The following is a 20875-nucleotide window of genomic DNA, read 5'->3' as shown; positions in this document are numbered from 1 at the left end:
GCCTTTCTCAGCGAAAGGCTTCTCTAAACTGCAAAGTATGGACTATTAGAATCATTAACCTCTATCAGCAGCTGCAGGCGGCTGTTCAAACCATCCTTTCTCAATCATAATTCTAGCAGCACGTTCAACAAAATATGAGTTTTTCATAATTGCCTTCAAATAAATCATGCCTATATCCCGCCGGCCATTGACGGCCACTGAATTTCCGAAGGCTCTTATTTTTATTGAAAACATATCCATCTTATGGAACAGCATGATTTTATCTGAAAAAGGAGAAAAAGTGGAATTGGTTACTAAGTCATCCAGATAAGGTGGAGACGGCAAATCTTCCTCATGAAGCTTTTGCTTATAACTCTCGATATTAGCTGTAGTTATTTCCTTTCCACTCTCGAATAGTTTTCGGATCTTTTCATCCTTTGCCACCTGGCTGAATGCCATAATCAGTGCTTTGCTTGTTACATTATTTTCAATATTATCGTAGAAATGGGTGATTTCCATTGCATGCATAGGACGTTTGTTTCCAAGATATCCATTCAGAAAATCCTTATGTACAAATTCCACTTTCTCAGGAGCCGGAATTAATGGTGGTTTAATAATTAACCCTTTATACATGAGGATATCTTTTATCTGCTCCATTAAATCCATGGCAGAATCCATACAATGCCTGAAGAATTCCTTTACATCCTTTCTGTAAACAAGTGGGATCGCGATACTGTAAATACTTAATCCTGCTTTTGCCGTATACTTTAAATAATGGACATAAAATTCGTCCATAAACAGTCTCGGAGCACCTAAGTTAACATCCTCATCAGAAAAACCCGCAGGAATGGGAACTCCATCTTTCTCAAAGATCCCTTTAATGATTTCCATGAATTCTTCTGACAGGTGCAAGGCGTTTTCCAATAACTTTTTAATTTCTTTATCTTCCACATGCTGCAGAAAATATTTTAAAATACATGTTGCCATGCTGTTTCCCATGTATGTAGCCCAAAGCTTGCCCATTTCTGCAGATGTTAATTTTTCCTTGCTGCTTGCTTGATGAGAACCTAATTTAATTGGCTTAATTTTTTTCATGGTAATCCCTTCTTTTTTACTTAATATCTCCCTCCTTTAAATTCGTATACTTTAAATATGCATATTAACAGCCTAATATAAGAAAAGGGAGCTTCCGATCCCTTAGATCTTCAACTCCCAGCTAATGAAAAAGTATCTTCCGGTTAGTTGAAACCTAAATATTGGACTAAGAACACTCCACACATCTATCTGATAAAAACGTCCAAAAATGCACATGTCCTCAATGTCGCCCACTCTAATCTTTTTGTATGGCTTACCCGTCCTGGGAGGACATGGTTAGTTTATATAAATAAGCAAGCGATCCAAGCAGGGCAAACACAGCCAAAGCATTTGTCACAGAAAAAAAGCCTATGTCCGCTAACATGTTCCTGATCATTAAAAAGATAGCCATCACCGAAATCATGACAGCCCAGTAAAAATCAAACCTGCCGCTATCCTTTTTCAAAACCAGCCCTCCCTTTATAATCTAGTACGATCTTTAAGGAGTAAAGGTTTCATTGAACGGATAAAAACACAACAAAAAGAAAATACCCCTCCAGGCTCTAATTAACCACCTTCCTATAGGTCAGCCCCTTCCACCTGTCTCACCTTAAGCACCGCCAAAAAAGAGAAAAACCCGGCTCCATCAAGGAAGCCGGGTTTCTCAATACTATTACTTATCTTTCTTTCCATTCCCTTTACCAGGCTTTGCCGGGCCATCATTATTTATTGAGAAAAGAGGCCTTTATCTGTTATATTATTAGCCACCCATATCATATGGATTATCATACTGCACTTTCAAAATTCTTTTTTTCATTATCAGTTTTTATTTCATATTTAAAGGTATCAAAATCACCTTTTTCAATGATTAAAGAAACAATAACTCCACCAATAAGAGCCCAGAAAGGTGAGCTAATACTAAAAAAAGAGACTCCTGACATCGCAATAACTAATGAGAAAAATGCACCAATTTGAAATTTCCTCTCAGTAAAGGTTGCTTGAAGAGAACTTACCAGTACACCAATCATAGCTAGTCCCGCAACAGTTGAGATCAAAGCACCTGGTAAGGCAGTTACAAATGGGACGGCTAAACCAGCAATTAAGCCAAAGCCTCCAAATATTACTGCATTTACAATTACAGAGGCATAGCGCCCTTCCTTATTTTCTCCAGATTCCCTTGACGAACAGATCGCTGTCATTGGCCCTGCAATATTTGCATTATGTCCGCCGAATAGAGATGTAACTATCCCGCCAATTCCGCTCCAAATCGTCATTGAATTAATAGGGGGCTTATATCCTTCTGCCATCAAGACACCTATTGCTTGGGCATTCTCCGCCCCAATTACTAATAAGGTTAGAGGTATAGAAACTGATATGATTGATTCGAAACTAAATGTTGGAAGTAAGATTTGCGGCAGGGTGAATCCTGCTTCCATACTGGATGATTGAAACTCTCCCATTACTGCTGCCAAGATTCCTCCAGCTACAAAAGACATTAATATAGGAGGGACTTTTTTTATATAGCGTGAAGAAAATAAATAAACCAGAATTGCTGTTCCTACTATTAAAGGAGTTCCTTCAAGCGATGTAATCATCCCAGTGCCAAATTTGATCATCGCCCCTACGATCATCGCCATTACAATCGGCACTGGAATCCATTTCATAATTTTCCCTATTAGACCTGAAATCCCCAGAATAAATACGAGAATTCCTGAAACTAAATAGGCTCCTGAAATTTCATTAAGGGAGTAATGCTGAAGGGCACTTGCGACTAACACTGCCCCTGGAATGGACCAGGCTCCCGCAATAGGCTGACGATACTTTAATGCTAAATAAACTCCAATCAAACTTCCGAAGAAATAAACTGCAAACAGCCATGAAACAGTCTGCTCAATGGATAATCCACCTTCAGCAGCACCGCCAATGATAATTAAAGCCGGTCCAGTGCATCCAAAAATCGCCGCTAGTGTTCCAGTACTAAAGGTGTTAATATCTAAATACCTGGGCATCATTCTAAAACTTTCACCCATTGAGTATTTCATATATACCCTCCATTTCCCAATTCAACTTTCCTAAATCCCTTTGAAACTAGGTTTCACCTTATTTCCAAACGACTGTACACCTTCATTAAAATCCTCAGTAGATCGCAGCATTCCATATGCAAATCCTTCTATTTCCATCCCTACACTTAAAGGCGCATCCTGGGAGCTATTTATGACCTTTTTTAACACTTTTAAGGTCATTGGTGAAAGCCTAACAAGATCTTTAACCAATTTATTTACCTCTACTTCTAAATTTTCCTGACTTGTCACAGTTGTTAACAGGCCCCATTGATGTGCTTCATGTGCTGGTATCCGTCTTCCTCTCATTATCATATCCTTTGCACGGCCGACTCCAGCAATTTTGGCAATCCGCTGTGATCCACCACTGCCAGGAATCATGCCAAGATTGATCTCGGGCAATGCCAACTGCGTGGTTTCTGATGCCACTCGAAAATCACATGCCATTGCGATTTCAAGACCTACCCCAAATGTGTACCCCTGCAATTGGGCAATGACGGGTTTGGGAGAACGCTCTGGTGCAGCTACATTCACATGCAATTCTGATAGTACGGATGGATGCTGCTCCATGAATTCTGCAATATTCCCGCCTGAACTGAAGGCTTTTTCACCCGCTCCCTTTATCACTATCACCCTTACATCCTCATCATTATTTAATTCAGTGAAAATTTGATTAAGATGTGAGCGAGCAATAAAACTTAGCGTGTTCATTTTTTCTGGCCGATCTAATGTAATTGTAGCCGTCTTTGCTTCAATATCCTTGTCTACTAAAATATGATCCCATTGGTAAGTATCGTTGTTATTAAGTGCTGTCATTAGCCTACACTCTCCTCTTTTTGTGTTATAGATGGATAATTTTCTTTTAATTTTTTTCTTAAAATTTTCCCTACTGGGCTTTTAGGTATCTCATTTATAAAACAGTAATCCCTCGGCCGTTTAAAGTTTGCCAACCTGCCAGATTCTCTGCAATAGTTGTCCAGATCTGCAGATGAAATTGCTGGGCTTTTACCAACTATAAATGCAACAACCTTCTCTCCAAAACGCTCATCAGGTATACCAACAACTGCAGCCTCTAATACTTCCGGATGTGAAGACAAAACGTCTTCAACCTCAAGAGGGTGAATGTTTTCTCCTCCAGAGATAATCATGTCATCAACGCGGCCAACCACATAAAGATCTCCATCTTCATCTAAAACACCCATATCTCCCGTGAAGTACCAGCCATTTCTAATCGATTTGATGTTTGCATCAGGTCGTTTCCAATAACCTTTAAACGCCTCTAACGAGTCAATATTCACAATAATTTCTCCTGGCGTTCCATGTGGGACAATATCAGCAGGACCTGTTCTTCCTTCAGGGTCAGGTTCAACTATTCTTAATTGCTGGTGGAAACCTGCTTTACCCGCACAACCCGGCTTTTTATCTAAATAGTTACAAATACTGAAAGTATAAACCTCAGTACTACCATAATGATTTACAAAAACATCCGGCTTTAATTTCCTGAAACATTCTTCTGTTAATTCTGTAGTCATGGATGCTCCAGCGTATCCTATTTTTCGAATATTCCGTAAATTATACCTACTAAATTCTTTATGATTTAATAGGTCATGTATAATGGTAGGAACTAAATAAACGCAACTAACCTTTTCATCTTCCATCACTTTTAACATTTTTGATGTATTATTATCAGGAATCATAACCATTTTCCCATTAATAAATGCCATGGATAATAGAGAGCGCATTCCCATGGTGTGATAGAGCGGCATGACACCCAGAGTGCTTTCATGAAGCACATATTGGTTTTGAATAATGTGTGCGATTGCAGCACTGTATTCATTTTTGTGGCTTCTGGGAACCCCCTTTGGCTTCCCCGTGGTTCCTGAAGTGTATAACATTAAACAAATATCATCTAAATCAATATTGGGGAAATCAAACGCCTCTTGATCATGTTTTATAAGCTCTTCATAGGTTATATCTGCACCTTCAGCACCTAAAACGCTTACAAAAAGCGGCTTACTTGAATATGTGCCATTTAGTGCGGCATTTTGGCTGCTTGGCTCAAAAATGACCGCTTTAGCATCAGCATTATTTACACAATACGCCACTTCTTCTGTTGACAGTCGAAAATTTATTGGTGTAAAAATGGCACCTATTTTTTGAATAGCCCAATAAATTACGACCATCTCTAAGCGGTTCTTAAGTATAATGACAACACGATCTCCTTTTTCAATCCCCTGCTTCTGCAATGAATAAGCAAGCTTATTCATTTCTGCTTGTAATTCCTTATAGGATAACCGTCTATCATCTTGAACGATGGCTGTTTTATCAGGAAATCGATTCACTGCAAAATCAAACAGCTTTCCAAGATTCACTAATTGTCACCTTCTTTACATTTATTTATCCCACACGCTTTTTCAATAGCTGCAATAATTCCTGTGTACCCAGTACAGCGGCAAAGATGGCCGGATAACATTTCTTTAATCTCTTGTTTTGTGGGTACTTGGCCATTATTCATCATCTCTAGTGAAGACATTAAAATCCCCGGTGTACAAAAGCCACATTGAAGTCCATGGCACTCTGTAAATGACTGCTGCAAAGCATGCTGTTCTCCATTCTTTGCTAAGCCTTCAATTGTTTGTATGTCTGAACCGTTAGCTTGAACAGCAAACATTAAACAGCTTCGTACGGCTCTACCATTGTAAAGTACCGTGCAGGAACCACAAACTCCATGTTCACAGCCAACATGAGTACCTGTAAGACCTAGATCTTCTCTTATAAAATCACTCAAGAGTTTTCTAGGCTCAGCTTCTGCTCCCACCTCCTTTCCATTCATTAATAGGGAAACGTTCATTTTTTGTTTAAGGGTGAGATTCGACATTTTAAACCTCCTTTCCTAATGCACGGTTATATGCTTTTATCAATGCTTTCCTTGTGAGAACTTTAGCTATATGGATTCTATATTCTTTTGAAGCATGTAAATCATCATCCGGATCAGCATCCATTACTGCAAGCTCTACTGCTCTGTCAATTGTTTCCTCTGTTATACTTTTTCCTTCTAAATATTCCATAGTCCCTTCTGCTAAAAGAGGAATCGCATCCACCCCTCCTAAGACAAGTCTCAATTTATCTACTTTTCCAATTTCATCAACTGATAAAATACAAGCAACTGCTCCTAAAGCAAAATCACCGTGTCTCCTGCTAAATTCTTCAAATGCGTAACCAGTTTGTTCAGTGAGAGGGACATGAATTTCAGTTAATATTTCCTCCGGCATCACCTCTGTTGTTAAATAGGTAATAAAAAACTCATTTATACTTACTTTCCTAGTCTCATCTATACTTTGAATAACGATTTCGGCATTGAGTGCCAAAAAACAAAGAGGCAGTTCTGCGCTTGGGTCTGCATGGACAACACTTCCTCCCACAGTACCTCTATTTCTCGTTTGGACATGACCAATAAATGGAGTAGCTTCTGTGAGTATAGGAACATGGATTTTAACAGCCTCCGACTGTTCGAGTTCCCTTTGCTTTGTAAGTGCCCCAATTTTCAGAAGGCCATCTTCTACTCTGACTCCGTTTAATTCCTTGATTTTGTTAATGTCAATGAGACACTCCGGTTCTGACATTCTCATATTTAATATAGGAATAAAACTTTGCCCGCCGGCAATGATTTTCCCTGTATCTCCATATTCATCTAAAAGTTTCACTGCTTCCTCTATTGTTGAAGGACTATAGTAAGCAAATGCTGCTGGTTTCATATAATTGTCCTCCTTTCTAGTCAGCAATATTTACTTTATCCAGCTCTCTTTTAATCTTTTTAAAAAAGTCTTTAATAATCAGTTTTGCAACACCACCTAACATACGCTGACCAATTGAAGCGACTTTTCCACCTACAGCGGCCTCATAAGTATACCTAAGCTCTGTATTTTCATCGTCCACCGGAACTAAATGAATGGCTGCTTCGGCATCTACAAATCCTGGTGCTCCTTCACCATGAACAATTAACTTATAGGAGTGAGGAGGCTCCAGGTCCGCAAGACGAATGGTTGCATCATATTTCCCTTTTACTGCAGCAACCCCAACGGATAAGTCTGCCACATACACATTGGTTTCTTGTTTATATAGATCTTTGCACCCCATAATGCAGTTTTTTAATACTTCCGGATCTAATAAGCTTGAAAAAACTTTATCCAGATTTCCGTTCAGCTGAATATTTCCTTCACCATTCATGACAATTCCTCCTTAGGTTAAATTTGTATCGGTTTCTTATTATGAATTTTTGACCAAATCCGATTTGGAGATAAAGGAAGTTGGTCAATCGAGATATTAAATGGTTTTAAAGCGTCTGTAACTGCATTTGCGATAACAACCGGAGCACTCATTGTGTTTCCTTCGCCTAACCCTTTTGCTCCAAGAGGGGTTAGGGGGGAAGGTGTTTCAATATGCTTTATGGTCACATTTGGGATTTCTGTCGCCGTAGGACATAAGTAATCCATAAAACTTCCAGTTAGAAACTGCCCCCTTTCGTCATATGCAAGTTCTTCATAAAGTGCGGCTCCTAGTCCGTGTGCTAAACCACCCATTATTTGACCTTCCACAATATTTGGATTTAATAGTTTCCCAGCGTCATGGATTGTGGTATAGTCAATAATTTTTACTTCACCTGTATCAATGTCCACTTCCACTTGAACAGCGTCAAACACAAATCCATAAGTAACTGATCCATTAACAAGATCCATTTCATTAGGTGACTCCGCTGCAGATAATGTATAAAATGCAGATTCATGGATACCTGGTTCAATACCAGCGGGAAGGCCTTGAGGATTCCAATGTGCCAAACCTACTAATCTCTTAATGGAGATACTATTCGAAGGATTTTTTTCTGCAAATACCTTGCCTTCTCTCATGACCAACTCGTCCACTGTGGTATTTAATTGGTTTTTGGCAATTTCTAAAAGTTTCAATCTTACTTTTTGTGCTGCTTGATAAACGGCACTAGAACCTATTGGAGCAAACCTGCTGGAATAACTACCTGAAGCTACTGACCATGGGCTTGTTAACGTATCCAATTCAGCAATAACCCGGATAGAAGCAGGATCAACACCTAGCACGTCTGCAACGATTTGGGAAGTAACTGTTTCGTGTCCTTGCCCCGTTGGTACCGTACTGATCCGGACTGTGACTCCACCCATGGGATCTATCGATACCGTGGCACCTTCAGAACAGCCTGATTTCGGCAATGATTTTGCTCTCTCTTCCGGCGTCAAAGCAATGGTCACGTAACCCATATTCGACCCGGATGGCTCAACGATGCTAGCAAACCCCACCCCCAGATATTTCCCATTTTCCCAGGCTTCTTTCTGTTTTTCTTTAAAGCCATCATAATCAATTGATTCAAGTGCAAGATGCAATGCCTTATGATAATCCCCGCTATCGTATATTCCCCCTGAAGCTGTATGATAGGGAAATTCTTCTTTCGTAATTAAATTTTTCTTTATGACTTCAATCACATCCAGATCCAATTCAGCTGAAATGATTTGTATCATTCTTTCAAGAGGAAAATAGTGCTGAGGACCGCCATAGCCTCTTATAAGCCCCGTTGGACTTTTATTCGTAACGACTGCAATCGCTTCCATTTTCACGTTTTGAATTCGATAGGCTCCAGTTGAATTTGAGTGTGTTCTATATAAACAAGCAGGTTCGGGGGCACGTATATAACCGCCAACACTATCCGCATATTTCATTTTCAAACCCATAATGGTTCCATCTTTTTTTACAGCTGCATCAATCCAGGTTACACGATCTGTACCACTGGAACTTGCCATGAGGTGTTCTTGTCTGTCTTCCGCCCATTTAACTGGTACATCCAATATTCTTGACACTACTCCGATTAAGACCATATATGGAAATACTCCTGATTTGATACCGTAGCTTCCGCCTATATCCTTTGGCGTAATAATCCTCAGTCTATTGCTTGGCACCCTTAGTGCTGCAGTCATGACGGAATGAAGTGTAAATGGTCCATGAAAATTTGACCAAATGGTATACGCACCTTCACTTTTTGTATAATTCGCGATTACTCCATAATTTTCCACTGGAGTTGCACTAACCTTAGGAAAAGTGAATTTTTTCCTTACAATATAATCTGCACTTTTAAATGAATCCTCGACATTTCCGTATTGGAATACACGATGATTAACTATATTCGTACCTGCTTCTTCATGAAGAACGGCTGACTTAGACGAAAGAGCATCTTCAATTTGGACTACAGGATCCAGCGGTTCGTACTCGACTTTTATTTTTGCGAGAGCATCTTCTGCAATATAACGATCTTTAGCCACAACAACTGCAACAGCTTCTCCCACAAACCGAACCTTATCTACTGCAATGGGGTAGTATTTTATTGGTACCTTTACGCCCACTGGAAAAGGATTGGTTAAAGCTTTTACATGTTCTCCAACAACCACTCCTATTACACCAGGTGTTTTTGCCGCTTCTTCTGGAAGAATCGCTTTAATACGGGCATGTGCATGGGGGCTTCTAAGAATCGCAGCATAGTGGATATTTGGCAATGGCGAAAGATCATCAATAAATGTTCCTTCACCGGACACTAACCTAGCATCTTCTATTCGTTTCACGGGCTTACCTACATAGGTCAATTTCATTCCTCCTTTTTAATAGTCTTCTATAATCTTCAATGGTATCGATGTCCTCCGGAGCTTTTTCATCCTCATAATAAATGTGCGCCTTTTCTTTATTAGCACTAATAAGTAATTTTGCTCCTTGATCTCCCTTGAGGTTCAAAAGCTCCTTGAAATACAATTCACCAAACAAAATAGGATGCCTGATTTTCCCTTTATATGAAGTTATAATTAAGGGATTTTTTGATACGAGGTACTTTTTAATTACTCCGTTCATTACTTCTACTTTAATCTCGGGCTGATCTGCTAGAGTTATCAACAAAGCTTCACAAGTTGAAGGCAAGCTTTTAATTGCTGTTGCTAAGGAGCTGCTAATCCCAAGTTTAGGACAAGGGTTCCAAACTATGTTTACTGGCAAATCACGAATTTCACTTTCCAGTTCAGGAAAATCTCTATTCAATACAACCATCGTTTTAGTGGCCATATTAGCCGATATCTTTTTGACGGTGTACTTTAGGATTGTTGATCCATCTTCAAGCTTTTTGAGTAACTTATGAGTTCCCATCATCCTCGTTGATTGACCAGCGGCTAAGACCACGTTCCAGATTTCAACCTTCATCTATTGGACCAATTCTTTTAACCTTTGATTTGAAGCATGAATTGAATCCTTTTTCCATTTAAGCGGTTGGCTGCTTGTTTTACTTTTGTGCCCCATAATTTCTGCTGCGATACTCAGTGCTATTTCCTCAGGTGTCTCAGAGCCTATATCAAGGCCTATTGGTGAATATATCTTTTCAGAAGCTTTTGCAGGGATATTGAACCCTTGTGCTTGTAGATCATTTTTAAGATTGTTGAACCTTCTCTTTGGACCCAATAGGCCTATATAGGAAAGATTCATCAGGAGCAATCCTTTCAGGTAAATAAGATCTTGTTCATAATGGTGAGTCATGATAATTGCATAAGAATTTTCACTCGCATTTAGACCTTCCGGAAATTCTCCCGGCGGGACTAATTTCAATTCATCTGCGTAAGGAAAGTTATCCTTATTTAAATATCCAGGACGATGATCCACTATTGTTACTCTCCAATCTAATAACTTTAATTGATCTATTAATGATGATGCATCTGGTCCTGATCCGAAAATGATGATATCAGGTTTGGGTGTAATCGTTTCCAAAAATATAGTTACTTTTTCCTTTTTTCCATTCACACTAATTGAATAATTTTCTATAATTCTGCTTGACATAATCTTTAAGAGAGGCAACTCAACATTTTCTAAGATAGTTCCCGGCAGAAGCGTATTATGATTACTTGATTCAATGACTGTACAGACTGAATATGATTCCTTACTTTGATATTGCTGTTTTAATACTTTGAATTGCTTTTCAGCTGATTCTTTATTATTTTCAGGATCTATAAGCGAAAGCCAAACGGTTATGACGCCATTACACCCAACACCTAACCCCCATGGCACATTATCATCATTTCTTAAGTCATAAATAATCTTTCTTGGTTTACCTGTCTCAAACACTTCTCTTGCATGTTCAAGCAAGTCTTGCTCAATGCATCCACCGCTAAGAACACCATAGGCTGTTCCATCTGTTAAAATTAGGCTTTTTGCTCCGACTTGGCGGTAGGAAGAACCCTTTTTATCAATGATAGTTGCTAAGATTGCTTTTTCATTATTTTGAATGCATCTATTAAGTTCACTTATAATCAAACTCCTTCGCCCCTTTGAATTTATTAATTGAATTATATGAATATTTATAACATTAAGGTTTCAATATATTTGCAAATGAACTTTTAAAATACTATTAAAAAAAGGACAAATCCCGAAATGGGACTTATCCTTAGATTTATTATCTTTTATTACTTTATAAAAAGACTTCTATATTCAGATGGTGTACAGCGTTCACTTTTTTTAAAGGTCGTTGCAAAATACCCGGAACTAGTAAAACCTATTTGATGTGCGATTACCTCAATAGGTAAAGAGGTCATTTTGAGTAATGACTTTGATTGTTCTATTCTATATGCCGTTAAATACTCGATAAAAGTTACGCCCATTTCTTCCTTGAATAAACGGCTAAAATGGGAAGGGCTCAAATAGACAGAGTCTGCAACCTGATTTAGTGTAATTGGATTTTTAAAATTCCCTTGAATGTATTGAATAGAAGATTCAATTGGATGAGCAAGATCGACATTTGCGGTATCTTCCCTCTTTCCAGTAAAATGGTTTGTCTCCCTTGATAGACTATGGATAATTATACGCTCAAACACCTGCTTGATTTCACTTCTTGACACAGGTTTTAGCAAATATGCTGAAAATCCTAGATTAATAGCACTTTGGACATATTCAAATATTTCTAGCTGAGTATAGATTATTACTGAAATTCCTGGATCCCACCGCTTTGCTTCTTTTCCAAGTTCGAAACCGTTGTTGCCCGGCAAGGAGATTTCTACTATAAGGATGGAAGGCTTTAGCTGTTTTAGCATTAACAGTCCCTTCTCATATGTATCTGCTTCATGTACAGAAAAATAGTGATATTCACTGGAAGCGATAAACTCACGAAGGAAATATCGGCTTTCGTATTCATCATCTACAATTAGCATATTGGGCATTTTAAGCCTCCTGCCTAATTCATTTTTATTATTTTGCTTTTAAATGATAAAAATTTGAAAGTCCACCCTATTTTTAATAATTTGATTTAATTTTTTTGCGCATTATTTTTCCTACAGCTGTTTTTGGAAAGGATGCTTGAAAAATATATTTTCTCGGCCGTTTATAGTTTGATAATTTAGGATGTCTTTTGCAAAATAAATCCAATTCATTTACGGTCAAAGATGGATCACTTGGGACGATATATGCAACCACCACTTGTCCCCAGCGTTCATCGTCTTCCCCAACCACAACAGCTTCCTGTACCTTCTGATGTTCTAATAGTACAGACTCAACTTCTATAGGATATATATTATCTCCTGCGTGAAGAATCATTTCATCCAGACGCCCTACCACAAACATATCTCCATCTGCATCTTTGTATCCTAAATCCCCTGTATAAAACCAATTCTGAATCACACATCTTTTCGTATGTTCTGGTTTATTCCAATACCCTTTAAATGATTCAGGAGAGCCGATATGAACAATAATTTCACCTATTTCACCATCATTAACGGTGTCCGCAGGTGTCTTAGAACGGCTTATATCAGGTTCAACAATCCTTATATTTTGATGGATGCCTGGCTTCCCAACACATCCAGGCTTTTCCGAGATATGATCGCAAAAGGAATAGGTGTAAATTTCTGTGCTTCCATAGTGGTTAATAAAATACTTGGGCCGGAATACTTCCATACATAAACCGATTAATTTGCTTGTCATAGGAGCTCCTGCATACACAATAGTGCGCAATTCATTAAAATTCGATTTATTCGATTCAGACAATGTTGCCATATCGTGATACATATTAGGGAGAAGATATAGACAATTTATTTTTTCCTGCTCTATTAATTTAATAGCCTCATAAGAATCGAAATCCCGAAGAATGATGAAGGTACCGTTTAACAGCACCATACTTAGCAGGGACCGCAATCCCATTGTGTGGTACAGTGGTATTACCCCTAACGTGGAGTCATGCCACTCATAATGACATTGGAAGATATGGGCAAAAGCAGCTGCATATTCATTTTGATGCGAACGTGGAACACCTTTTGGATTACCTGTTGTTCCAGAAGTATATAAGATGACGGCTAAATCACTTTCAATGATTTGATTGGGAGTAAAGTCGTAAGGTTCTTGTTTTTTTAGTTCTTCATAATTAATATCTCCGTCATTTCCATCTATATTTATAAATACTGGCCGTTCTATAAATCTTTTTTTGTTAATTAAATACTCAGTCGAAGCATCGTAGATAACGAATTTCGACTCTAAATCACTTAAACAATAATGAACGATTTCTTGGGATTGTCTAACATTTATTCCTGCATAAATAGCGCCCAGCTTTTGAATGGCCCAAAAGATTACCACTGTTTCAAAACGGTTTTTCAAAAGCACAGCTAATCTGTCGTGTTTATTCACTCCAAGTTTGTGTAAGGAAGAGGCCACATTGTTGACCTCTATCCCCAGCTGGCGGTATGTATACCTTTTATCCCCTTCTATTATTGCAACCTTATGAGGATGTCTTTCAATAGAATATTCAAATATTGTACGCAGATCCAAAGAAATTCCTCCTTTATAATCTTTAACTACATAAAAATTCGCTAAATTGCGGAGAAACCCTTTTATACAAACGATACCCAAAATGTCACGTTCCTATGAAACAAATGCCACCTAAACATCTACCAAAACTCAAAACTTTTCTTTTTCAAGGTTAAATGTTCTATTTGCATGATTCTGATTCGATTTAGCACCGATCTATTATTAGAAGGATGCCCCATCCTATTTCAAAACTACTCCCCCAAAAAAGAAAACCCGGCTCCACCAAGGAAGCCGGGTTTCCAAATACTATTACTTATCTTTCTTTCCATTCCCTTTACCAGGCTTTGCCGGGCCATCAGGGGTTTCGTTATTTTGCGGAGGCTGTTCGCCTTTTTTCAGCTTGTACAGTTCGACCGTCTTGGTTGTTTTGTTGCCTGCCAGGTCCTCTGCTTCAAACGTGAAGACGTTTAAGCCTTCCTTCAATGAGAGTTTAATCTTTTTGAACTCTTTTTCAATTGGTCTCATTGCGTATGGTTCCTGGAACTCCTGGTAAAATAGCTCGCTGCCGTCCTGATAGAAGCGGAGCTGGTCAAAATTATCTGTCACTGTGATGTTGATGACAGGGTCTTTTTTGTTGTGCTTAATGTATTTGCTTGAAGGCAGTCCATCGATTTCGACAGTCGGACCAGTCGCATCTACGATAATTGTGCGCTTGAAGGAAATTGCATTATTCGCAGTATCAACGGCTTTCACTTCCAGGCTGTGAACGCCATCTTCAAACGTCATCTTTGTTTCAAACTCATACTGGCCTTTAGCTTCATTGTACTTGGTTTCAATTGGAGTTCCAGCAATGGAGAATTCCTTCATGCCAGACTCTTCTTTAATCGTTCCGCTGACAGTCAGTTCATTCGTGTTATACACTTCAAGTGCCTCAGGCTCTTCAAGGTACACGTATGGAACGGTCTTGTCATTGCTCACTTCGCCCACTTCCACAGTCGCTGCTGATGAGTTGCCGGCAAAGTCATAGGCTACAACCTTAACATTGGTGCCAGCTTCCAACTCTTCCGGAAGTGTGAATTCTTCGGTATCTCCGCTTAGCGCTTCATCCAGAATGGACTCTTCCTCTACGAAAATATCAATATACGAAATGCCGGAGCCTTCAGGGTTATCAGCAGCTTCAATCTTAAGTGCTGTGTTGCCTTCGATCAGCTCAGCCTGAATGCTTGGCGCAGCCGTGTCCACTTTTACAGGGATTTTCACGGATTGCCATTCTGCCCCTGCATAATCAATAACAGACTTAATTTCAAAATAATACTGTCCATCCTGTGCAATCTGGTTGCTGATTTTTCCATCCCAGCCCCAAGACGGGTTAAGCGTGTATGTTGCACCACGGCCGCCATCGTAATAATGCTTGCGGAGGCTGTTTTCCGTGCGCAGCTTGCGTAACGTTTTTCCATCCTCATCTGTAATCGCGAATTCTACTTGTTTCGCATTTCTAAGGAACGAAAGAACCGGAATTAATTGATCCTGAACTTTGTCCCCATTCGGAGAAATCGCAATGGCTTCACCGTTGAAAGAATCATTTACCGGGTCGTATCCCAAATATGTGTAGCTGTCAGCTGACTCAGAAACAGCTCCTGCCATTCCGTAGAATGAACTGTCATCATACTTCATGCCGTCAAGGATCGGAGCTTTATCCCAATCACCCTTGAAGCCTACATATGGAACCGTTAACTGCGGGTTCACATCAGCTGAATCTGTCAACGTGACATATCCTTCAACAAAGTATCCATTAGGGAATACCTCGTTAATGTCAAGCGGAGTTTCCCAATCTCCTGTCACTGAAGGTTCTACCACTTTTGCATTGCTCACATCCACACTTACTTTAAAGCTTACAGATCCATTCGCAGGAACGGTTACCTCTGCTGAATCCTGGCCATCCACTTTTACAGAAGCATCTAAAATCTTCTGAGCTTCAAGCTCATCTGCTGCCCAGCCCATCTCTCCATAGGCTGCAAAGTCAGTCTGAAGATTAGCCGCCACATCATATGCTACATCTTCATCACTGAAATTTTGTGCTTTTAACGTGAATTCAAACGTATTGCCAACCTCTTTTAAAGCTACCTTCCCTTCATTCGTTGAAGCCTCCGTCACAATCACAGGAGAAGACAATGCCGAATGAAGCTGCATGATGCCCGATCCCTGGCGGCGTGGAGAATAAGGGATATTCCATTCAAATGCACTGTTAACGGTTCCTTTATCAATAACTGGTGCCGCTGTATTCATCATCAGGTTCTTCGCAACGTTGACACGGTCAAAGCCGGTTACGCCAAACTCGTTATCCACGCGCTCAAGAACAAGTGCTGCACCACCAGAAACATGAGGAGCTGCCATGGATGTACCGCTCATCATTCCGTACTGGTTATTCTCAAGAGTAGAATAAATTTGTCCGCCTGGAGCTGTAATTTCAGGCTTGAAGTCCAGGTTAGGCGTTAATCCCCATGAAGTGAAGGCGCTCATTTTGCCTGCTTCAGGGTTTGCAGATTTCGTCTTTTCTCCGTTGAACGTAAGATTGACTGTCTGTCCATCCTGAAGAGCTGCTGCCAGCTTGTCACCATCATTTTTCAGCATGAACAGCTGCGGGATGGTAATGGACGGATCACTTGCCATGTTGACATATCCGTCTGCATTGTTGTAGATAATGACACCAAGTGCTCCAGCTGCCTGGGCATTGATCGCTTTATCAACAAATCCCAGCTCTCCGCGCTGAATTAATGCGTATTTCCCAGCAACTCCGGAAAGCTCTTCAGGCTTGCCCAGTCCGCCGTATGCCACTTCAAATGTTTTCTTTTCTACATCGTTCGGGTGAACATTTGATGCTGATAGGAATGCAGCTTTTCCAGACTCTTCACCGAATTGGTAGTTCACTGCATCCAGATCCATGAAGCTATTTTCAATGGATGCAACCTGCAGAGAATCATAGGATACACCAGGTGATCCGCTGACACCGATATCGGGATTTTCACTGCTTGGATTCGCAAATCCATTTCCAAAGTGAGCAGAGTTCCCAGCAGAAATAGACATTAAAATGCCGTTTTCAACTGCTCTGGCAATCGCTTTTTGCTCAGCTGATTCAGGGCTCACAAAACCAGCTGTAGAACCAAGGCTCATGTTTAGTACATCTGCACCAAGTACGATCGCATCATCAATTGCCTTTACATAAATATCGCTGTATGTAGAAGGCATATTCGGATCATTTCCGAATACTTTAAGTGCAAGGATCTGGGCTTCAGGGGCGACCCCTTTAATACCGCCGTTTTCCTCATCGCCATTTGCTCCGACAGTTCCGGCAACGTGCATTCCATGCATGGAAGCATCCGGGCCGATATCGCGGATTGTGTCATTTTCATCCATATAATTGTATCCATATGGAACTTTTTCAGAATAATATTTTCCTAGAAGGCCATTATCTTTTTTAAACTTGTTGATTTCGGCCTTCGTTAATTCTTTTTCAGTGTCGCCGGCTAAAACCATATCGCGGTGAGAAGGATCCATTCCGGTATCAATGACGCCGACTACCATTCCCTCACCTTTAAATCCATAATCACGCCAAGCTTCCTGAGCCTGTACGAGCTCTTTGCTGTAAACCATATCCGGTTTTTCCTGCGGCTTTTCGTACTCGTTCACCACTTGTACCTCTGCCACTTCCGGCATTTCTTCTACAAGCTCAATGTCGCCATACATCATTTCAGCACTAAAGCCATTTACGATTGTAGTAAAGCTTTCGCGTTCAATCATCTTCACTCTATTCTTTTTGGCGCGATCCTTTACCTTCTGCTGTTCAGACAGCTTTTCATTTTTCAGCTTCTGCTTTGTTGCATCTGGAAGTTCTTTATACTTCTTCTTTTGCTTTTGGGCATAAAGGACAGAAGGCTCTGTCTTCATCTCCACTATGACTCGGACAATATCTGTTTTCTTGTACTGCTTGTCCAATTCACTTTTCTTAATTTCCTGGACGGTCTTGCGGTTTTCATCTCCCTTGGTGCTCGGTGATTTTTCAGGCAGCACAGCCCCCGACACCGAACTGGAGAAGATTAGCATGAACATTAATAAGGCCACTGCTGATCTTTTAATCCTCATCCCTTACCTCCTAGTTCTATTATTCAGAATTTTTTTAATACACTATAAAGGTAACAAAACCAAATTTTTCATATAAGAATCAAAAGACCCGATTAACAGCTTTCGAAATAGGGAATTAGAACTATTTTTCACGAAAAATGATGTTGAATATTTTCATAATTTAACTGAATATGAGATTTATTGTAAGTAAAACAGGACAGTGGAGCATGTCGTATGACACAGTCTGGCTTAAGCCATTCGAACATATCTTTGTCCCAATAAAGATTCCTTCCCCAAAAAGCAGAAGAGGCATAACCAGACAGCAGAACTGCCGGGTTATACCTATACAATTTCTTATAGACTTTTAAAAAGACGCTTCATTACTGAAGCCAGATTCTATGCTTATGAAACACTTGTGAAACAAGATTTTTCGGGTGGTGCCTGTCACCAGGTCAAATTACAAGCCCTCCATCTATACTCAAAATTGTTCCCGTAATAAAGCGAGCTTCTTTTGAAGCCAAGAAAGCATAGCCGTTTGCTATATCTTCCGGTCTGCCCATTTGATTCAAGGCTGACTTTGCTTTCATGATGTCTTTTACTTTATCAGGCAGAACGCTGGTCATGTCCGTCTCGATAAATCCAGGGGCAATGGCATTGACACGAATCCCGTATTTACCCAGTTCCTTCGCCCAGGTTTTAGTCATGCCGTTTACTCCCCATTTAGCAGCAGCATAATTGGACTGGCCAAAATTGCCGTATAGCCCTACAACAGAAGAGGCATTAAGAATAACTCCTTCTCCCTGATCCTTCATTATTTTTGCTGCATACTGGCCGACATTGAAAACACCCTTTAGATTTACATCAACGACCTGATCCCACTGGGATTCTGTCATATTTACCAGCTGTGCATCCTGAACAATGCCGGCATTGTTTACGACAATATCTACACGGCCGTACTGTACCAGCGTTTCTTCAAATAACTGACTGACTTCATTCCGATCTGCCACATTGCATACAATATAGATGGCTTCTCCATCGCCTTTTCTAATTTCCTCTGCCCTATCCAATAGTTTCTGCTCATTTAAGTCAGCTAAGACTAATTTTGCCCCTTCTTCTGCAAATTTCTTAGCTATGGCTGCACCAATACCTTGTGCTGCACCGGTAATGACAGCAACCTTGCCTAATAATTTCATTTTTATGTTCCTTTCATTTGAAAGTATTCCTTCTCTTCTTTATCCTTCAACTGCCTCTTTGGAACTGGTAACTGCCTTTTGCTCATTTTCTTCCTGAGCATAGTCATCCTGAATACTTGAAATAGCCTTTTTGGTTGAGCTGCTTATTTCGATCTCAAAATAAGGTTCATACGCTTCCAGCGGTGCTTTCTTGCCAATTTTAACAGCAATTAAAACGCATACAAAGGCAGCTGCCAGAGCAATGATAAATGGATTAGTTGCTCCTAATACCTTTGCAATGATATACACTGCCGTACCTACAATTATGTTGGCATATGCACCCGCACTGTTCATTCGCTTCCAATATAGACCTAAATAGACGACAAAGAAGAATGCTGCGCCGAATCCTCCGTATACATACGTGAATCCCATTGCCAGCAGCACAGGCGGTTTTATTGCGCTCACCACAGCTAAAACGCCAAGTGCCAGAACCGTATATCTTAAATGCTTTTTCGAATTTTCCTCTGTTGTTTTCGAAGTGAATATGTTTTTGTAAATATCATAGTAAAGTGATGTCCCGCAATGCAGCAGCATAGAGTTAGCAGTCGATACGGCTGCCGCACATAAAGCGACTAAGGTAAGTGCTCCCACTAAAGGATGCGCATATTCCGTGATCACCAGCGGCATAATATAGTCCGTGGTTTGTCCTGCCGGCAGGCTGGGAATCAATGTTTTCGCACCTAGTCCAATAATGATTAACGGAACGAAAATGGCGATTAGCAGAACGACTGAGATCATCATCTGCATGATGGCTACTTTAATGCTTTTAGGAGCCAGCATTCTGGCTACCCAGTGAGGGGAGACGGCAGCTCCAAGTGAATTGGAAATAAAAATAGAAAATAGAGCGCCCAGGCCAAAGGATCCAACAGGTGACAATAAAACACCTTCTGCCAGATTCTCTCCTCCAACAACGGTTGGTGCAGTTGTTGCCGCCAGGGTATCATAAATATTGGAGAATCCTCCTGCTGCGGCCAATACAGCGACAGCCCCCAGAACTACACCTAAAATGATTAAAATGGTGTTCACAGTATCTGTAACAGCTACTGACCAGAAGCCTCCTATGCTTGTAAAAAGAAGGAAAACAAGAAATGCAAAAATAGCTATTTCGTATTTCATGCCTGTAATAGTTGAAAAAACAATTCCAAACCCCACTACCTGCAGATGCGTAAAAACAAAATATCCAACGAGCATAAGTGCCGCAACCAGTGTCCGCAATTGGCTATTCTTTTTTAATGGTTCATATCGGAGATGAATAAATTCTGGAAAAGTTTTTGCCGGTGATTCCGGCCTTCTGACTTTATAAGCAACAATCGGGATTAAAGCTGTGCCGAAAAACCATCCAGCAACCCACCCTATAATGGCTGCCACTCCCGAACTGTACAAGTATCCCGGAACCCCCATAACAGAGGCAACACTTACCCAGGTGGCAACAGATGTGCCAACCCCAATAAATAAGCCCATTCGGTGCCCGCCTGTTGTAAAGTCTGACATGGATTCAACATTCTTTAAGCTTTTCAGACATGTCCACACGATAAATAATAAATAAAATGCAAAAACTGCGATATACCACATACCTGTCAC

Annotated in this window: 16 protein-coding genes; all 16 read right to left on the bottom strand. The window is 40.1% G+C overall.

Annotated elements, in window-relative coordinates:
* Window positions 1-54: 54 nt before the first annotated feature.
* The 16 genes from AC6CHU_RS17780 to AC6CHU_RS17705 all read right to left on the bottom strand — a co-directional run bounded on the left by AC6CHU_RS17780 (window position 55) and on the right by AC6CHU_RS17705 (window position 20866).
* Window positions 55-1074: a DUF3231 family protein gene (locus AC6CHU_RS17780; RefSeq protein ID WP_498122539.1), complete on the bottom strand. Its 1020-nt coding sequence runs from the start codon at window positions 1072-1074 to the stop codon at window positions 55-57.
* 253 nt (window positions 1075-1327) lie between these two features.
* Window positions 1328-1519, bottom strand: a complete 192-nt coding sequence (locus AC6CHU_RS17775; protein WP_159862240.1) for a hypothetical protein — start codon at window positions 1517-1519, stop codon at window positions 1328-1330.
* Between the two features lie 319 nt (window positions 1520-1838).
* Window positions 1839-3095 carry a benzoate/H(+) symporter BenE family transporter gene (locus tag AC6CHU_RS17770; protein ID WP_498122538.1) on the bottom strand — a complete coding sequence of 419 codons (1257 nt, stop codon included), beginning with the start codon at window positions 3093-3095 and terminating at the stop codon, window positions 1839-1841.
* Window positions 3096-3125: 30 nt separating this feature from the next.
* A complete protein-coding gene (locus tag AC6CHU_RS17765) occupies window positions 3126-3929 on the bottom strand; it encodes an enoyl-CoA hydratase/isomerase family protein (protein ID WP_251283475.1) in 804 nt (267 codons plus the stop codon).
* Window positions 3929-5485, bottom strand: a complete 1557-nt coding sequence (locus AC6CHU_RS17760; protein WP_251283476.1) for a class I adenylate-forming enzyme family protein — start codon at window positions 5483-5485, stop codon at window positions 3929-3931. The genes AC6CHU_RS17765 and AC6CHU_RS17760 overlap by 1 nt, the downstream gene beginning before the upstream one ends.
* Window positions 5485-5991 carry a (2Fe-2S)-binding protein gene (locus tag AC6CHU_RS17755; RefSeq protein ID WP_498122537.1) on the bottom strand — a complete coding sequence of 169 codons (507 nt, stop codon included), beginning with the start codon at window positions 5989-5991 and terminating at the stop codon, window positions 5485-5487. Before AC6CHU_RS17755 ends, AC6CHU_RS17760 begins: the two co-directional genes overlap by 1 nt.
* Before the next feature lies 1 nt (window position 5992).
* The gene (locus AC6CHU_RS17750) at window positions 5993-6868 is read right to left on the bottom strand and encodes an FAD binding domain-containing protein (RefSeq protein WP_251283479.1); all 876 of its coding nucleotides are present in this window, start codon (window positions 6866-6868) and stop codon (window positions 5993-5995) included.
* Between the two features lie 16 nt (window positions 6869-6884).
* Window positions 6885-7340, bottom strand: a complete 456-nt coding sequence (locus AC6CHU_RS17745) for an SRPBCC family protein (RefSeq protein WP_251283481.1) — start codon at window positions 7338-7340, stop codon at window positions 6885-6887.
* Between the two features lie 17 nt (window positions 7341-7357).
* Window positions 7358-9769 (bottom strand): xanthine dehydrogenase family protein molybdopterin-binding subunit, encoded by a 2412-nt coding sequence (locus AC6CHU_RS17740; protein ID WP_251283482.1) that lies wholly within the window; start codon window positions 9767-9769, stop codon window positions 7358-7360.
* Window positions 9753-10370, bottom strand: coding sequence for a nucleotidyltransferase family protein (locus AC6CHU_RS17735; RefSeq protein ID WP_498122536.1), 618 nt, complete (start codon window positions 10368-10370; stop codon window positions 9753-9755). The genes AC6CHU_RS17740 and AC6CHU_RS17735 overlap by 17 nt, the downstream gene beginning before the upstream one ends.
* On the bottom strand, window positions 10371-11471 hold the full coding sequence (locus AC6CHU_RS17730) for an XdhC family protein (protein ID WP_251283484.1): 1101 nt from the start codon (window positions 11469-11471) through the stop codon (window positions 10371-10373).
* Window positions 11472-11620: 149 nt separating this feature from the next.
* A complete protein-coding gene (locus AC6CHU_RS17725; RefSeq protein WP_251283485.1) occupies window positions 11621-12370 on the bottom strand; it encodes a response regulator transcription factor in 750 nt (249 codons plus the stop codon).
* 73 nt (window positions 12371-12443) lie between these two features.
* Window positions 12444-14045 carry a class I adenylate-forming enzyme family protein gene (locus tag AC6CHU_RS17720; protein ID WP_498122535.1) on the bottom strand — a complete coding sequence of 534 codons (1602 nt, stop codon included), beginning with the start codon at window positions 14043-14045 and terminating at the stop codon, window positions 12444-12446.
* A gap of 207 nt (window positions 14046-14252) precedes the next feature.
* Complete coding sequence (locus AC6CHU_RS17715) at window positions 14253-18083, bottom strand: S8 family serine peptidase (RefSeq protein ID WP_498122534.1); 3831 nt, start codon at window positions 18081-18083, stop codon at window positions 14253-14255.
* A 431-nt stretch (window positions 18084-18514) separates the two neighbouring features.
* Window positions 18515-19255, bottom strand: coding sequence for a 3-oxoacyl-ACP reductase FabG (fabG, locus tag AC6CHU_RS17710; RefSeq protein ID WP_159862242.1), 741 nt, complete (start codon window positions 19253-19255; stop codon window positions 18515-18517).
* A 39-nt stretch (window positions 19256-19294) separates the two neighbouring features.
* Entirely contained in the window at window positions 19295-20866 is a 1572-nt protein-coding gene (locus AC6CHU_RS17705) for a sodium:solute symporter family protein (RefSeq protein WP_159862243.1), read from the bottom strand.
* Window positions 20867-20875 lie beyond the last annotated feature (9 nt).

The organism is Cytobacillus sp. GQ23 (assembly GCF_059758675.1).
The sequence above is the reverse complement of the archived record's forward strand: the minus strand, read 5'-3'. Positions and strand labels throughout refer to the sequence as shown.

Coding starts and splice junctions, on each gene's coding strand:
- AC6CHU_RS17780 (WP_498122539.1), bottom strand. CDS start 1,074: ATGAAAAAAATTAAGCCAATTAAATTAGGTTCTCATCAAGCAAGCAGC.
- AC6CHU_RS17770 (WP_498122538.1), bottom strand. CDS start 3,095: ATGAAATACTCAATGGGTGAAAGTTTTAGAATGATGCCCAGGTATTTA.
- AC6CHU_RS17765 (WP_251283475.1), bottom strand. CDS start 3,929: ATGACAGCACTTAATAACAACGATACTTACCAATGGGATCATATTTTA.
- AC6CHU_RS17755 (WP_498122537.1), bottom strand. CDS start 5,991: ATGTCGAATCTCACCCTTAAACAAAAAATGAACGTTTCCCTATTAATG.
- AC6CHU_RS17750 (WP_251283479.1), bottom strand. CDS start 6,868: ATGAAACCAGCAGCATTTGCTTACTATAGTCCTTCAACAATAGAGGAA.
- AC6CHU_RS17745 (WP_251283481.1), bottom strand. CDS start 7,340: ATGAATGGTGAAGGAAATATTCAGCTGAACGGAAATCTGGATAAAGTT.
- AC6CHU_RS17735 (WP_498122536.1), bottom strand. CDS start 10,370: ATGAAGGTTGAAATCTGGAACGTGGTCTTAGCCGCTGGTCAATCAACG.
- AC6CHU_RS17725 (WP_251283485.1), bottom strand. CDS start 12,370: ATGCCCAATATGCTAATTGTAGATGATGAATACGAAAGCCGATATTTC.
- AC6CHU_RS17715 (WP_498122534.1), bottom strand. CDS start 18,083: ATGAGGATTAAAAGATCAGCAGTGGCCTTATTAATGTTCATGCTAATC.
- fabG (WP_159862242.1), bottom strand. CDS start 19,255: ATGAAATTATTAGGCAAGGTTGCTGTCATTACCGGTGCAGCACAAGGT.
- AC6CHU_RS17705 (WP_159862243.1), bottom strand. CDS start 20,866: ATGTGGTATATCGCAGTTTTTGCATTTTATTTATTATTTATCGTGTGG.